The organism is Mesorhizobium sp. WSM4311 (assembly GCF_002295115.1).
Classification (GTDB): domain Bacteria; phylum Pseudomonadota; class Alphaproteobacteria; order Rhizobiales; family Rhizobiaceae; genus Mesorhizobium.
This window is the reverse complement of record NZ_NSFV01000003.1, coordinates 469,623-484,374: the sequence shown is the minus strand read 5'-3', so window position 1 is coordinate 484,374 and position 14,752 is coordinate 469,623. Positions and strand designations below refer to the sequence as shown.

Below are 14,752 nucleotides of genomic sequence, written 5' to 3'. Positions count from 1 at the left end.
GCGTCGGGTAGGTCGATATAGTTGACTAAGTCAAGTAAATGGTTGATCCTGTGAAGGCAGGAGATGACCATGACGATTCACCATCACCCCAAGAACGAAGCGCCGAACAAGCAGCTGATCGATGCGGTGCGGGCTTTCAACCGCTTCTACACCCGCCAGATCGGCCTGCTCGACGAAGGGTTGCTGAAAAGCGCCTTCTCACTGACCGAGGCGCGCGTGCTTTACGAGCTGGCGCACCGCGACGGTTTGACCGCGACCGACCTTGGGCGCGATCTCGGTCTCGACGCCGGCTATGTCAGCCGTTTGCTGAAGAAGTTCGAACGCCATGACCTCATCTCCAGGTCGACGCTGGTTTCGGATGCCAGGCAATCCTCGATTGCGCTGACGCCGGCGGGCAGGAATGCATTTGCGCCGTTGAACAAGGATTCGCATGACCAGGTCGCGGCCTTGCTCGATCGGCTGCCTGTTTCGGAACAGGACCGGCTGGTGAAGTCCATGCGGACTATCCAGGCACTGCTGGACGAAAGCGCAGAGCCGAAAATTCCCTATCTGCTGCGGCCGCTGCAGATCGGCGACATCGGCTGGATCACCCGCCGGCAAGGGATGCTCTACGCGCAGGATTATGGCTGGGACGAAACCTACGAGGCGCTGGTCGCCGAAATCCTCGCGGCCTTCGTCAAATCCTTCGACCCGAAATGGGAGCGCAGCTGGATCGCCGAGCGCGATGGCGAGGTCGTCGGTTCGGTCTTCGTCGTGCGCAAGTCGCCCGAGGTGGCGAAGCTCAGATTGCTTTATGTCGAGCCTTCGGCACGCGGCCTTGGCATCGGCGGGCGCTTGGTCGACGAGTGCATCGCCTTCGCGCGAGCCAAAGGTTACAAGACGCTGACGCTTTGGACCAACGATATACTGGGCTCGGCGCGCCGCATCTATCAGGCGGCGGGCTTCAAGCTGATCGACGAAGAGCGCCACCATTCCTTCGGCAAGGATCTGGTCGGGCAGACATGGGATTTGGAATTATAGCGCCGATCAACCCTTGATCGGTATCCAGATCTCCAGTCCGCCATTGCCGCTGCGCGGATCGAACTCCGGGCCATAGCGTTCGAATTCCGGCGCGTCCGCTATTTCGTGTCCGGAGGTCGGCAGCCATTTGTTCCAGATCGTGTTGACGGTGCGGCGGATGGTCGAAATGTGCTCGCGATGCGAAAACACCGCATATTTCTGAGCCGGTATGCGCACGCGGCTGAATTCCCCGGGAAGGTCGGAAAAGTCCGAGACCTCGACGCCGGCGATGTAGTCGAAATTGCCGGCATCGTCGCCGTTGACGCAGACGCCATAGGCGAAGTCACCGGTCTCGCCCGGAATGTTGCCGATAAAGGGGCTGAAGCGTTGCCATTGCATCGGAATGGCGGCGCTGGTCTCGCAGCTGTAGCGCTCGCCGAGCCCCGCGATGAGGAACGGCCGGCTGGTCTCGAAGCGTGGCGGTTCGAGCTTGGCAAGAAAGGACTGGTCCATCAGGATCGGCTCCACGAGGTCGAGGGTCTTTGTCGAGCCTTGCGCTCGCACCAGTTCCGGCGTCGTGCCGAACTGGTCGCGGAAGGCCCGGGTGAAGGCCTCATGCGAGTTGTAGCCGGCATCGAGCGCCACCGAGAGGATGTCGGGCGCCCCGTCGGCGAGCCTGCGTGCCGCCTCAGTCAGCCGGCGCGCGCGCATATAGCCCATGACAGAGCGGCCGGTGGCGGCACCGAAGGCGCGCGTCACATGAAAGCGCGATACACCGCTGCTTTGAGCGACGTCGTCGAGCGAAATCGCCTCCGGCAGATGGCTTTCGACAAACCACAGCGCTTTCTCGGTCGGGTTCATGGGCTTCTCGCATTGGGTCGGACCATCTTGCCGCTTTCTTCCGTGGCAATTTGATCGAAATTGCGCAGCGCGCGAATTTCGTCGAACAAAGTCATCGAATCGATTGCGCAAACGTTTCGATGACAATATGCTCTGCCGAAATCCGCCAAAGCCAATGAGAGCGGACTGGAACGCATCATCAGGGAGGAGCGCTTGCCAGCACTCCATTTGAGCCGCCATGCCGACAATGGCTGAGGTCGCGCGCCGCGCCGGCGTATCGGTTTCGACCGTCTCGCATGTCATCAACCGCACCCGCTTTGTCTCGCCGGAGAAGGCGCGGCTCATCAATGACGCGATCGCCGCGATGGGCTACCAGCCCAACGAGCTGGCGCGGTCACTGAAAGTGGCCTCGACCAACAGCGTCGGCCTGGCGATCTCGGCGATTTCCAACCCTTATTTCACCGACATCATCTGCGCGGTGGAGGCCGAATGCGCGCGCCTCGGCCTCATGGTCTTCCTCTCCGACACGCAGGAGGACCCCGACCGCGAGCTTTCGGTGGTGCGCGCGTTCCACCAGCGTCGCGTCGACGGTGTCATCCTGGCGCCGTCGGGCGCGCCGCAGCGCGCTATCGATTACCTGGCCGAGAAGAAGCTGCCCTGCGTGCTCATCGACCGTTTCGCCGACGAGCGCTTCGACCAGATCGGCGTCGAGAACCAGTCATCGATGCGCGCGCTGATCGACCATGTCGCCGCCTTCGGCCACAAGCGCATCGGCTATATCGCCGGCCAGCCGGGCCTGGCGACGACGCGCGAACGCGTCGAGGCCTTTCGCGCCTCGCTGGTCGCCAATGGACTTGAATGCCTGCCGCACTATGTCTCGCCGGAGAATGTCGACACGGCGAGCGCGACCGCATCGACCCATGCGATCCTGTCTCTGCCGTCGCCGCCCACCGCACTGGTCACGGGCAACAACATGACGACCATCGGGGCAGTTCGCGCCATCCGCGAGAGGGGGCTCTGCATCCCCGGCGACCTCTCGCTCGCCGGCTTCGACGACTTCGAATGGGCCGATTGCTTCGAGCCGCGGCTGACACTGGTCGCGCAACCCTGCACCGAGATCGGACGGCAGGCGGCAGCCCTGCTGTGCGCTCGCATCGCATCGACCGACCTGGAGCCGCAGGCGGTGCGGCTGCGGGCGGCGCTGCAGGTGCGAGAGTCCTGCGCGAGGCCGGCCTCCCATGAGATCAGCCCCATGAGGTCGGCATGAGCGCGCCGCTGCTTTCCGTCACCGGCGCGGTCAAGCGCTTCGGCGGCGTCCAGGCGCTGCGCGGCGTCGACTTCGACCTCAAGGCGGGCGAGATCCATGCCCTGCTTGGCGAAAACGGCGCCGGCAAATCGACGCTGATGAACCTGTTGTCAGGCGTCTACACGCCGGACGAGGGCACCATCCACATCGACGGCAAGCAGGTAGCCTTCAACAACCCGCGCGAGGCGCAGGCGGCCGGCATCGCCACGATCTTCCAGGAACTCGACCTGGTGCCGACGCTCGACGTCGCCGCCAACCTTTTCCTTGGCCGCGAGTTGATGCGGCCGGGTGGTTTCCTCGACGTGCCGGCAATGCGCAGCGAAGCGCGCAAGCGTCTCGAAGCCATCGAATTGGCCATCGATCCGGCCAGCATGGTGGCGAACCTGTCGATCGGCCAGCGCCAGGTCGTGGCGATCGTCAAGGCGCTGTCCTACGCCTCGCGCGTGCTGATCATGGACGAGCCGACGGCGGCACTCACGGTAGGTGAGGTCGACAGGCTGTTCGACATCATGCGCAAGCTCGCCGCCAGCGGCGTCGGCATCGTCTACATCTCGCATCGCCTAGAGGAGGTACCGCAGATCGCCGACCGGGTGACGGTCATGCGCGACGGTCGCGTCGCCGGCGTCACCGAGCCGCACGCGCCGCAGGCCGAACTGGTCCGGCTTCTGGTCGGCCGGCCGCTGGATGAGCTTTATCCCGAGCGGTCGACGAAGGCCGGCAAGACGCTGCTCAGCTTGCGCGATGCCAGCTTCAGGCTCGCCCATGAAAGCGCCGGCTGGCAGCCGCCGAGCGGCGTCTCGCTCGACGTCAAGGCGGGCGAGATCGTCGGGTTGGCCGGCATCATGGGGGCTGGGCGCACCGAACTGCTCAGCGCGCTCTATGGCACCGGCCTGTCCGGCCGTTGGGAAGGCGAGGTCGCCATCGATGGCCGGCCTGTAAGGCTGGATTCGATCAGGGCGGCCCGCGCGGCCGGCATCGCCTTCGTCACCGACGACCGGCGCGGCAGCGGGCTGATGCTCAGAATGGCGGTGGGCCTCAACCTGGTGATGTCGGTGATCCGCCGCATCTCGCCCCTCGGCCTGATGTCGCAGCGCCGCCAGGCGGATGCGGTAAAGCAGTCCTTCGGCCAGTTCGATATCAGGCCGAAGAATCCCGACATCGCCGTCGGCGCGCTTTCCGGCGGCAATCAGCAGAAGGTGGTGCTGGCCAAGGAGATCCTCGGCAATCCCCGGCTGCTGCTGCTCGACGAGCCGACTCGCGGCGTCGATGTCGGCGCCAAGGGCGAGATCTACGCGCGGCTGAGGCAGTTGGCGGCGCAGGGGCTCGGCATATTGGTCGCGTCCAGCGAGATGCCGGAGCTCATCGGCCTGTGCGACCGGATCGTGGTGCTGCGCCAGGGGCGCAACGTGGCGGAATTCATCGGCGGCGTCGACGAGCACACAGTGCTTGACGCGGCAAATGGCAGGGAGGCCTGATGTCTGAACAGAAGATTTCGGTGGCAGCGAGCCCGGCTGTGCCGGCGGCAGCGCCAAAGCATCGCGATCCGCTCGCCCTTGTGGTGCGCTTCCAGAGCCTGATCGGCCTGGTGGTGGTGGCGATCGGCGGCATCATCTTCTCGCCGCGCCGGCACGGCCAGATCCTGTTCCTCGATCCCGACAACATCGCCAACATCGTGCGCGCCGTCTCGGAGACCGGCATCATCGCCATCGGCATGACCTTCGTCATCATCACCGCCGGCATCGACCTGTCGGTTGGCGCGGTGCTCGGGCTGTCCAGCGTCGTCACCGCGTCGATGATGATCTCGGGTGGCTTCGGGCTCATTCCCACCATCCTCGCCGTGCTTATCATGGGCATCGTCTTCGGCGCCATCCAGGGCACCATCTCCACCCGCTTCCGGCTGGAGCCGTTCATCGTCACGCTCGCCGGCCTGCAGGCGGCGCGCGGCCTGGCGCTGGTCGTCTCGGGCAACCAGTACATCAACATTTCCTATGGCGACGGACCGGGCCTGGCACCGCCGGTGTTCGCGATCCTCGGCGAGCGGTTGTTCAACAACACCGTGCCGGTCGCCACCATCGTCTTTATCGTCTTTGCCGCGATCGCAACGATCGTGCTCAACACGACGCGCTTCGGCCGCTATGTCTTTGCCGTTGGCGGCAATGAGCGCGCGGCGCGAATTTCGGGCGTGCCCGTTTCGACGGTGAAGATCTCGGTCTATGCCATCACCGGTTTTGCCTCGGCCCTTGCCGGCATCGTCCATGCCGGCCAGTTCAATTTCGGCAGCGCCAATGACGGCATGGGCTACGAGCTCACCGCGATCGCCGCCGTGGTCATCGGCGGCACAAGCCTGTTTGGCGGCGCCGGCTCGATGGTCGGCACCGTTGCCGGCACCATCATGCTCGGCGCGCTCGCCAACATCCTGCAGCTGAACAACATCACGCCCGCCATGCAGTTGCTCGCGACCGCCGCGATCATCGTGCTGGCGGCGGTGCTTCAATCCCTCGTTCGCCGCCGCGAGGGGTTGGGTCGTTAGGAGGAAGGCGGCAACAAAGTCGAAGTCAAACCAAGGTCTGGCCCCCCGGCCCGACGAGGAGGAGAGCGAGTATGAAAACCACAAGACAAGGAACGAGGAACACGCTTCATGCCGTGCTTCTGGCAGGCGCGGGCCTGTGCATTGCAGGAGCCGCCCAGGCCGCCGACCCGATGGTCAAGGCCTGCGCCAAGGACGGCCAGTTCATCATCGGCTTCTCGCAGGCCAACAACGCCGAACCCTATCGCCAGCATGTCAATGACGAACTGACGGCGGCGGCCAAGGCCGTGCCGGGCTTCACGCTGCAGATCGCCGACGGCGCCGGCAACGTCAACACGCAGACCTCGCAGGTCGACAATTTCATCACCCAGAAAGTCGATCTGCTGCTGATCTCGCCCTTCGAGGCGGCGCCGCTGACGCCGGCGGTGAAGCGCGCCATGGATGCCGGCATCCCGGTCATCGAGCTCGACCGCAAGACGGTCGGCGATCCCGGCAAGGACTACACCGCCTTCATCGGCGGCGACAATTACAAGATTGCGCTCGAGGCCGGCAAATACACCGCCAAGACCTTGCTGCCGGATGGCGGCGAGGCGGCGGTGCTGGAAGGCTTGCCGAGCTCGACGCCGGCGGTGGAGCGGCTGAACGGCTTCAAGGACGGCGTCAAGGGGAATGCCAAGATCCAGGTCGTCGCCGAGCAGGCCGCCGACTGGGTGCCGGACAAAGCCCAGACCGCCTTTGCCGCCATGCTGCAGGCGCATCCCGACATCAAGGTGCTCTATGCCTCCAACGACATGATGGCGGCCGGCGCGCTGCTTGCCGCCAAGGGAGCCGGCAAGGACGTCAAGATCATCGGCACCGACGGCCTGCCTGGACCGGCCGGCGGCATCGAGGCCGTCGCCAAGGGCGACTGGGCGGCAACCTTCACCTACCCGACGGGTGCGAAGGAAGCGATCGAGATGTCGAAGAAGATCCTGCTCGACTGCTCGACCTCGGTGGAGCCGACGGTAACGGTCGAGACGACGGCGATCACGGCGGAGAATGCCAAGCAGCTGATGGGGAAGTGAGGGGTGATTAGAGCTCGGCGCTGAGGTTGAGACAGCAGGGCCCCGCGCGGGGCCTTGCTTTTTTGCTATTGCTAGATCTGGTCGTGCTCGTGCCAGCTTCGGCCCGCCACCCCAGTCGCTTACTTTGCGTTTAACCCCGTCATGTAAGGATCCGTAATCCCAAGGGGGCGCGAATGCTGGATAATTACGAGGCCGACCGGTTTGGCGTGATTCACCAGATCGACGTCACACCGATCAAATACGACAAGCAGTACATTTCCTACTACGAGGATCTGAGCGACCGGACCATCAAGCTCGGCTATCAGCGGCTTGGCTGGGTGCTGGGGATCACCGGTGAACTACCGCGGTCCGTGCTGGAGATTGGCTATGGCACCGGCACCTTTGTCGAGGCCGCCAAAATTACCGGGGTTGCCGACTGTGCCGGCTGCGACATCACCAGATTTCCGCTGCCCGAGGGCGTCCGCTTTGTCGATTGGGACGAGGCGCTCGCCGGCTCGTGGGATCTCGTCGCCATGTTCGACGTGCTCGAGCACATTCCGGATCTGGGTTTCCTCGCCCGCCTTCAGACCCGCCACCTGGCCATCGCCGTCCCTTACTGCCGCTGGCGTGAACTCGGCGCCGACGGCGAAGCGTGGTTCCGGGCGTGGCGCATGCGTCTGCCCAACGAGCACGTGCACCATTTCGACCGTGACTCGCTGGTGGCGCTCCTCGCGCATTACGGCTTCGAATGCGTGACGCTGAATTGCTTTGAAGACGGGATCAGACTGCGGCCGGGCGAAGCGGGTCCGAATATTCTGTCAGGCTTTTTCAGAAAGCTATAGGCCGGTTCCTCGGCGACCGCGGCCAGGTGTCATGCCTGCTGCCTGGTGACCGCTCGCGGCTGAATAACCGCAGCCGCGCCGAAGCCGCATTGCGCGACGACAGGGGTTGACATCGCCGCGAAACATCGCTTCAAACGTAATGTTATTACATATGGAGCATGTGGCGACGGCGTCGCAAAAAACTCATTGCGATGCGATCGACGGAAATCTACGGTGGGTGCGTGATGGTCCCCGCGCCGAAAGGCAAGGGGTGAAAAGGGAACACGGTGAGACCTCAAAAGGTCGAGGCCGTGGCTGCCCCCGCAACTGTAAGCGGTGAGCAAGATCCGACATGCCACTGGCCGGCAAGGCTGGGAAGGCTGGATTGCGCCGAGACCCGCGAGCCAGGAGACCTGCCATCAACTGAGTTGACCGGACGGGGTGTGCCGGGAGGAGGCGTGGACGTCGGTCTTGTCGGCCGGCTCGCCAACATCCTTCCGTCGCCAGTTTTGAAAGTGACGGAAAGTTGGACGGCGCCATCGATCATCGTATCATCGTGTGCACGCTTTGCCGCGACGTCCGACCGGCATCAGGTCGGGCGAAAGCCTGTGCGTCGATTTGCGCTCCCGGCTCGCAGCCTGCCATGAACCCGCCGTGGCGCATGGCTTCACGGTCGAAGGCGTCGAATGCATGGCGGGCTGCGCGCGGCCGCTGACGGTGGCCTTCCAGGCGCCGGGCAAGGCCTCCTATCTCTTCGGCTCCATCGACGCCGAGGCCGACGCCGGCGATCTCCTGCGATTTGCCCGACTTTACGCCTCGCTCGCCGACGGCTGGTGCAATTCCGGACAACGTCCGCCGCGACTGGCCGGCAAGACACTGGCCCGCATTCCCGGGCCGGCCAAGTTTCCGGGCAACAGCCGATGACAATGCCACTCCTCGAAGCGCGCGACCTCAGCGCCATGGTCAATGGCCGGCATCTGGTCCACACCGTCAGCCTGTCGGTGGCCTCGGGCGATCGCCTTGCCATCATCGGCCCCAATGGCGCCGGCAAGACCACGCTGCTGCGCATGCTGTCGGGCATGCTCAGGCCAAGTGCGGGCGAGGTGAAGCTTGGCGGGCGCCGCCTGGACCGTATCGCGACCGCCGAGCGGGCCCTGCATATCGCCGTCGTCGGCCAGACCGACCAGCCGGACCCGCGGCTGGCGGTGATCGACTATGTCGAGCTCGGCCGCGTCCCGCATGCCGGCCTGAGACGAAGGAGCGAGGAGCGCGACATCGTCGTCGACGCGTTGCGCCGGACCGGCCTGTTGCCGCTGCTTGGCCGCACCATCGGCTCGCTGTCGGGCGGCGAACGCCAGCGCGCCCAACTGGCGCGCGCCATCGCGCAGCAACCGAAAGTGCTGTTCCTCGACGAGCCGACCAACCATCTCGATCCGCGCGCCCGCGGCGAGCTGCTCGAGCTCGTGGCCGGCTTCGGCATGACGGTGATCGCCGTGCTGCACGATCTGGCTCTGGTGGCGCCCTTCGCCACCAGGGTCGCGGTGATGAACGAGGCGCGGCTGCATGCGCTGGCGGCACCCCGCGAAGCGCTGACGCAAAAGCTGATCCGCGAGATTTTCGGCGTCGACGTGTTTCGCCTGCGCCATCCGACCGAAGACCGCGAACTCATGGTGTTCGATGTTCCGAACCGCGCCGCGCCGCCTTCCTGATCGAGCCCATCCCTCATCCTACACTGTTCAGCCAAGGAGCAAAATCCGTGAAACGCCTCGCCCTGTCGCTCGTCTTCTTGCTGCTGGGCCCGGCAGCCTTCGCCTTCCCGGTCACCGTCGACAGCTGCGGCAAGCCGCTGACCTTCGACGCGCCACCCAAGCGCGCCGTCATCCATGATCTCAACATGGCCGAAATGGCCTTCGCGCTGAAGCTGCAGCCGTCGATCGTCGGCCTGACCGGCATCACCGGATGGTACAAGGTCGGCCCCGAGTTCAAGGCCGAGCAGGGTTCCATCCCGGAACTGGCGCCCAAATACCCGACGCTCGAAAACCTCGTCGCCGTCGAGCCCGATTTCTTCTTCGCCGGCTGGTACTATGGCATGAAGCCGGGTGGCGACGTGACGCCCGACACGCTCGCCTCGCACGGCATCAAGACGCTGGTGCTGACCGAAAGCTGCGTCCATCTCGACAAGAACCGCTCGGCCGCCTCGATGGACCTGCTCTATGGCGACGTCGAAAAGCTGGGCAAGATATTCGGCAAGGACGCGGACGCTGAGAAGCTTGTCTCCGGCTGGAAGGCGCAACTCGCGGAAATCATCGCCAAGGTTGGCGACCGAAAGGGGACGCGGGTATTCCTTTATGACTCAGGCGAGGACAAGCCGTTCACCGCAGGCAAATTCGCCATTCCGAGCGCCATGATCACGGCGGCGGGTGGCGACAACATCATGGCCGACATGGACACCAGCTGGGGCAACACGGACTGGGAAACCGTGGCGTCGCGCAATCCGCAGTTCCTCATCCTGCTCGATTACCAGGATGGCGGCGGCTACAAGAAACTGCTCGATTTCTTGAAGGCGCACCCGGCGATGAAGGAGACGGACGCGGTCAAGAACGAGCGCTTCGTGGCGCTGCGCTATGCCGAACTGACGCCCGGGCCGGCAAACATCGAGGCGATCGGCAAGATCGCCAGGGCGATGCATCCGGAAGCGTTCTGATGCTTGTTGCCCCTGGGCATAAATCCGGCGCGCTTTCGGGACACAAGGCATTCGCGCTAGCGATGGTGGCGGGCACGATGGCGATCGTCGGCCTCGTGCTGCTGTCGATCGCCTATGGTTCGACGCTGATCCCACTCACCGACGTCATCGCCTCGCTTGGCCAGGCCGTCGGATTGAACGAACACCAGGTGTCTGGCCCGGTCGGCAAGATCGTCGTCGATCTCAGGCTGCCGCGCACGATCCTGGCGGTGTGTGTCGGCGGCGGCCTCGGCATAACAGGCGCGTTGCTGCAGACGGTGACCCGCAACGATCTTGCCGATCCCTTCCTGTTCGGCCTGTCGTCGGGGGCGGCGGCCGGTGCCGTTTCCGTCATCACCGTCTTTGGTGACACTTTCGGCATCTGGACCTTGCCGGTCGCTGCCTTCACCGGCGGCATACTGGCCGCCTGCATCGTCCTGCTGCTGGTCGCGCGGGTGAGGGGGCAGGGACCCGAACGGCTGATCCTCGCCGGCCTTGCCGTCTCCTTCCTGTTCACGGCCTTGACCAACTATCTGGTTTTTGCCGGCGACCAGCGCGCCGCCCATTCGGTGCTGTTCTGGACGATGGGCGGGCTCGGGCTGGCGCGCTGGGACAATGTCTGGCTGGGCGCCTTGGGCGCCGGCACGATTGCAGCCTACGGGCTGTGGAACCACCGCAGGCTGGACGCTTTCCTGGCGGGTGAAAGTGCCGCCGAAAGCCTTGGCGTGCCGGTGGCGCGGATGCGCAGGACGACGTTTCTCGTCGCCGCCTTTTCGACGGCAATTCTCGTCTCGGTCGCCGGCGTCATCGGCTTTGTCGGGCTTATGATCCCGCATCTCTCGCGGCCGCTGGCCGGTCCCTTGCATCTGCGCCTGATCGCCAGCTGTGCGCTGTTCGGGGCGGTGCTGTTGCTGGCAAGCGATCTTCTGGCGCGAACCCTGCTGCCGCCGCAGGAACTGCCGATCGGCATCATCACCAGCTCGCTCGGCGCCTTCTTCGTCGTCACGCTGGTCGTGAGAAACCGGCTCTGACCGCAAGAGCAATTTCAGGAAAAGTGTGAAGCGGTTTTCCGTCCGGAATTGCGTTAAAACAAAGAGGCCAGAGCTTGCCGTCTCAGACCGTCCAGAAATAGCGCACGATGTGAAAGAAGATGGGGGCAGCGAAGATCAGGCTGTCGGTACGGTCCATCATGCCGCCATGGCCTTCTATCAGATGGCCCCAGTCCTTGACGCCCTGGTCGCGCTTGATGGCCGAGGCGACCAGCCCACCCAGAAACCCCATCGAACAGACGACGAAGGCGACACACGCCGCCTGCAGGGGCGTGAATGGCGTCACGAACGACAGAAGAGCGCCGAGCAGGCTCGCCGACACCACTCCACCGATCAGGCCCTCCCAGGTTTTCGACGGCGATACGGTCGGCGAAAACCGGTGTTTTCCGAACAGCTTGCCGAAGATGTATTGCAGCACGTCGCTGCCTTGCACGACGATGACCAGGAAGGCGATCAGCAACAAATTGCGGCCTTCGAAGCCCGGCACATCGAGCGTCAGCAGCGCTGGAACATGGCTGACGCAATAGACGGAGATCATCACCGCCCATTGCTGCGCGGCGATCCGCTCGAGAAAGCGTTCGGTGTCGCCATGCAACGCGGTGATGGCCGGCATCAGCAGGAAGCAATAGACCGGAATGAAGATGACGAAGAGCCCGTACCAGGCGGTCCAGACCAGCCAGTACTGAAACGGGATGATGATACCGAACATGCCGAGCAGCACCCAATGGTCGCTCCGGCTCGTGTGCGTCAGCGTCACGAATTCGCGCAGGGAGGCGAAGGAAATCAGCGCGAACAGGATGGTCAGGCCGTACCGGCCGAAGAAGAAGGCGACCGTCATCAGTGCGACCATCACCCACCAGGCATTGATACGCTGGGTGAGATTGACCAGAGTCGAGCTGAGTGGCTTCGGCGCCCGTGCCGAAAGTATCGCGGCCACGATGCTGGCGGTCGTCAGCACCGCCAGCAGGCCGATGATCAGGATGGAGATGTCGTGGCGCATCAATCGTCTCGTTCGGGACGCGGGTTGAGCGCCAGAAGCGTGGCGTGGGCTCGCTCGAGAAAGGCGCGCCGCTCTTCGCCGGGGGCAATCGCCACCGGCGCGCCGAAGACGACGCGGCATAAAAGCGGGACCGGCAGGAACTGGCCCTTGGGCAGCACGCGCGACATGTTCTCGATCCAGCACGGGATCAACTCGACCTGCGGCCGTGCCATCGACAAATTGTAGAGCCCGGAGCGGAAAGGCAGCAGCGGCTCGTCGGTCATGTTGCGGGTGCCCTCGGGAAACAGGATGAGCGAATGGCCCTGGTCGAGAACCGACAGCATGATCTCGATCGGGTTTTCCTCGGGCTTCGTCCATTGCCGGTTGATGAGCACGGACGACAGCATGTCTTCGGCGATGAAGCGGCGCAGCCGCGATTTTCCCCAATATTCGCCGGCAGCCACGGCATGGGTGATCGCGCGCTCCTTTTCGTTGAGGCACGCCGACAAAAGGATGAAGTCGCCATGGCTCGTGTGGTTGGCGAAATAGATGCGCTGCTTGTCCGACGGCAGACTGCCATTCCAGATCGGACGCACCCCGGTCACCACCCAGGCAAGCGCCGAGAGGCCGACGGAGGTCGCCGTCTGCAGCAGGGTGAAGGTCTTGAGCGAGAGCTTGTTCATCGCGGCGCCCAAAATCCGGCCGCCAGAAGCATCGCCACGAACAGGCCAAGGGCTATGCGTTGCCTGGTCAGCAGCCGGCGCGTGCCGGCCATGCGTTCGTCGAGCGAACGTGCGGAAGGCGGCAGCGGCTTCAGGCGCATGCGCGCCAACATGTCATCCACCGCGGCGCCGGCGGAAGCCTCGTCGTCATGGCTGGCCATCAGCCGGAACAGCAGCGCGTCGAATGCCAGCAGGGCCGACAGCGCCAGCACCGCAACCGCGCTGACGGCAGCGAGCGACAGCGCCACGGCCGCGGGCAAGGTCTCGAAGGCGCCGCGCGCCCGGGCGGCCAAGGGCGCCAGCATGTTCGCGGCCAGAACGAGTGCGGCCGGCCACGCGGCCTGCCGCATCAACAGGTGGGCGAAGCGATCGGTGCTTTGCTGATAGGCATTGCCGGTCATGATGCCGCCCGCTCCGTTGCCCCGACAAGATGGACCGGCCGGCCGGCGTCGCTCAGCATCTCGCGGGCCAGGGCCGGTGTCCTGGCCCTGCCGCTCGCCACCAGCCATTCGGCAACGACGCCGGCGCTGCGCTGGAAACCGAGCGCGCAGCAGACAAGCACCGTGCCGTCGCGGCGCGCTTTCTCCAGCGCGCCGGCTGCCTGCTGCTGCATCATCAACGGCGGCGGCAACAGGTCGACCATCGGAAAGGCGATCCAGCGGCAAGTCGCTCCCGCCGGCCTTTCAAGTTCGGCGGCGAGGTCGATGACCGTGCCGAAGCCGTTGGCCTCGCTTGCCGTGGGAAAACGCCCGAGAAAGACGCCGTCGGCAACCGCCACCTGCGGAGCAAGATTACGCGTCCAGGCCCGAATGTTTATTCTGGCGCCAAGTCGGTACGGCAAGAGCAGGATGCGGCTTGCGAGCGTGATGCTGCCATCCGCGGATTTCTGGAACACTTTCGGGCCGGCCCCGGCATAGGCAAGCGCGACGATGGCCAGCGCCAAGGCTGGCCAAAGCAGGAAGAGCGCGACGGCTGAAAAGAGCGCGCCGAACGCGGCGGCAGCCAGCGCAAGGACGGCGCCCAGTGCATAGAACAGTGCCAGCCGGCGGGCTTTCCCATCGTTGGTCAGCCGGGCATCTGAAAACGGCAATTCGCCGTTGCGCGGAAACAGCCAGAGCGCGAAAAGACCGAGCAGCGCACCAGTCGGGATGTCGATGAAATGATGCTGCCACGTCGTCAGCACCGAGGCACCGATCAGGAAGCACCAGCCGTGCCAGAGCGGCAGGAGAAGGCGACCGAGCCGGTGGCGCCAATGGTCCCAGATGATCACCAGCAGGGCGATGTGCAGCGAGGGCGCCTGGTTGAACGGTTTGTCGAAGCCGCCAAGCACGGCAAACATGAAGCCCGGCAGGCCGGTCGTTTCCGGCCGCACGAACGTCGCGGTCAGCGGGAACAGGATGAAGCAGGTGACGGCGACGAGTTGCGCTGTGAGATAGCGGCCGGCCAGGCGGTCGACCCCTTGCCGGTTGTCGTTAAGCAGCAGCGACAGGCCGTAGAACAGGTTGATCGACCAGTAGGGCAGGATGGTCCAGGCGACGAACGGGATGCTGTGTTCCCAGGAGAACACGATGCTGCCGACATCGTCGCGCCGCGACGCCAGCCAGTTGGCGAAGCCATAGGTCAGGTAGAAGAACGGCGCCAGGAACGCCAGCCACAATGCAGCCCTGACGACCACACGGCCATAGGGTTCGGCGGCGAGGATGGCTGCGGGTTGCGAAGCGTCGGGGTTAGTCGGCATGCCTCG

Annotated in this window: 15 protein-coding genes and 1 riboswitch; of the genes, 10 read left to right on the top strand and 5 right to left on the bottom strand. The window is 64.6% G+C overall.

The genetic code is table 11. The features are described 5' to 3' along the window. The first annotated feature begins 69 nt into the window (after positions 1-69). Positions 70-1,020, top strand: coding sequence for a bifunctional helix-turn-helix transcriptional regulator/GNAT family N-acetyltransferase (locus CK226_RS09615; protein ID WP_095791852.1), 951 nt, complete (start codon positions 70-72; stop codon positions 1,018-1,020). A gap of 6 nt (positions 1,021-1,026) precedes the next feature. Here the strand turns inward: CK226_RS09615 and CK226_RS09610 are convergent, their stop codons facing one another. Continuing rightward, a complete protein-coding gene (locus CK226_RS09610; RefSeq protein WP_095791677.1) occupies positions 1,027-1,860 on the bottom strand; it encodes an AraC family transcriptional regulator in 834 nt (277 codons plus the stop codon). Positions 1,861-2,077: 217 nt separating this feature from the next. On the opposite strand from CK226_RS09610, the gene CK226_RS09605 reads away from it, so the two are divergent. The 9 genes from CK226_RS09605 (at position 2,078) to CK226_RS09565 (ending at position 11,289) form a co-directional block, all read left to right on the top strand. Continuing rightward, complete coding sequence (locus CK226_RS09605; RefSeq protein ID WP_095791676.1) at positions 2,078-3,106, top strand: LacI family DNA-binding transcriptional regulator; 1,029 nt, start codon at positions 2,078-2,080, stop codon at positions 3,104-3,106. Then, positions 3,103-4,620, top strand: a complete 1,518-nt coding sequence (locus CK226_RS09600; protein WP_095770572.1) for a sugar ABC transporter ATP-binding protein — start codon at positions 3,103-3,105, stop codon at positions 4,618-4,620. Before CK226_RS09605 ends, CK226_RS09600 begins: the two co-directional genes overlap by 4 nt. Continuing rightward, positions 4,620-5,675, top strand: coding sequence for an ABC transporter permease (locus CK226_RS09595; RefSeq protein WP_095791675.1), 1,056 nt, complete (start codon positions 4,620-4,622; stop codon positions 5,673-5,675). Before CK226_RS09600 ends, CK226_RS09595 begins: the two co-directional genes overlap by 1 nt. A gap of 71 nt (positions 5,676-5,746) precedes the next feature. Further along, on the top strand, positions 5,747-6,736 hold the full coding sequence (locus tag CK226_RS09590; RefSeq protein ID WP_095788353.1) for a substrate-binding domain-containing protein: 990 nt from the start codon (positions 5,747-5,749) through the stop codon (positions 6,734-6,736). 173 nt (positions 6,737-6,909) lie between these two features. After that, entirely contained in the window at positions 6,910-7,557 is a 648-nt protein-coding gene (locus tag CK226_RS09585; RefSeq protein ID WP_095791674.1) for a class I SAM-dependent methyltransferase, read from the top strand. A gap of 208 nt (positions 7,558-7,765) precedes the next feature. Continuing rightward, positions 7,766-7,972, top strand: a riboswitch (cobalamin riboswitch). Between the two features lie 131 nt (positions 7,973-8,103). Continuing rightward, on the top strand, positions 8,104-8,460 hold the full coding sequence (locus tag CK226_RS09580) for a DUF1636 family protein (RefSeq protein WP_245437703.1): 357 nt from the start codon (positions 8,104-8,106) through the stop codon (positions 8,458-8,460). Continuing rightward, positions 8,457-9,245, top strand: coding sequence for an ABC transporter ATP-binding protein (locus CK226_RS09575; protein WP_095791673.1), 789 nt, complete (start codon positions 8,457-8,459; stop codon positions 9,243-9,245). The genes CK226_RS09580 and CK226_RS09575 overlap by 4 nt, the downstream gene beginning before the upstream one ends. A gap of 47 nt (positions 9,246-9,292) precedes the next feature. After that, entirely contained in the window at positions 9,293-10,240 is a 948-nt protein-coding gene (locus CK226_RS09570) for an ABC transporter substrate-binding protein (protein ID WP_095791672.1), read from the top strand. Then, positions 10,240-11,289 (top strand): iron ABC transporter permease, encoded by a 1,050-nt coding sequence (locus CK226_RS09565; RefSeq protein WP_179301006.1) that lies wholly within the window; start codon positions 10,240-10,242, stop codon positions 11,287-11,289. Before CK226_RS09570 ends, CK226_RS09565 begins: the two co-directional genes overlap by 1 nt. An 82-nt stretch (positions 11,290-11,371) precedes the next feature. Here the strand turns inward: CK226_RS09565 and CK226_RS09560 are convergent, their stop codons facing one another. Genes CK226_RS09560 through CK226_RS09545 form a run of 4 tightly spaced genes read right to left on the bottom strand, consistent with a single transcriptional unit; the run spans position 11,372 to position 14,746 of the window. Continuing rightward, positions 11,372-12,307 (bottom strand): phosphatidate cytidylyltransferase, encoded by a 936-nt coding sequence (locus CK226_RS09560; protein WP_095770564.1) that lies wholly within the window; start codon positions 12,305-12,307, stop codon positions 11,372-11,374. Continuing rightward, complete coding sequence (locus CK226_RS09555; protein ID WP_095770563.1) at positions 12,307-12,969, bottom strand: lysophospholipid acyltransferase family protein; 663 nt, start codon at positions 12,967-12,969, stop codon at positions 12,307-12,309. Before CK226_RS09555 ends, CK226_RS09560 begins: the two co-directional genes overlap by 1 nt. After that, the gene (locus CK226_RS09550; protein ID WP_095788359.1) at positions 12,966-13,409 is read right to left on the bottom strand and encodes a hypothetical protein; all 444 of its coding nucleotides are present in this window, start codon (positions 13,407-13,409) and stop codon (positions 12,966-12,968) included. Before CK226_RS09550 ends, CK226_RS09555 begins: the two co-directional genes overlap by 4 nt. Further along, positions 13,406-14,746 (bottom strand): phosphatase PAP2/dual specificity phosphatase family protein, encoded by a 1,341-nt coding sequence (locus CK226_RS09545; RefSeq protein ID WP_095791670.1) that lies wholly within the window; start codon positions 14,744-14,746, stop codon positions 13,406-13,408. The genes CK226_RS09550 and CK226_RS09545 overlap by 4 nt, the downstream gene beginning before the upstream one ends. Positions 14,747-14,752 lie beyond the last annotated feature (6 nt).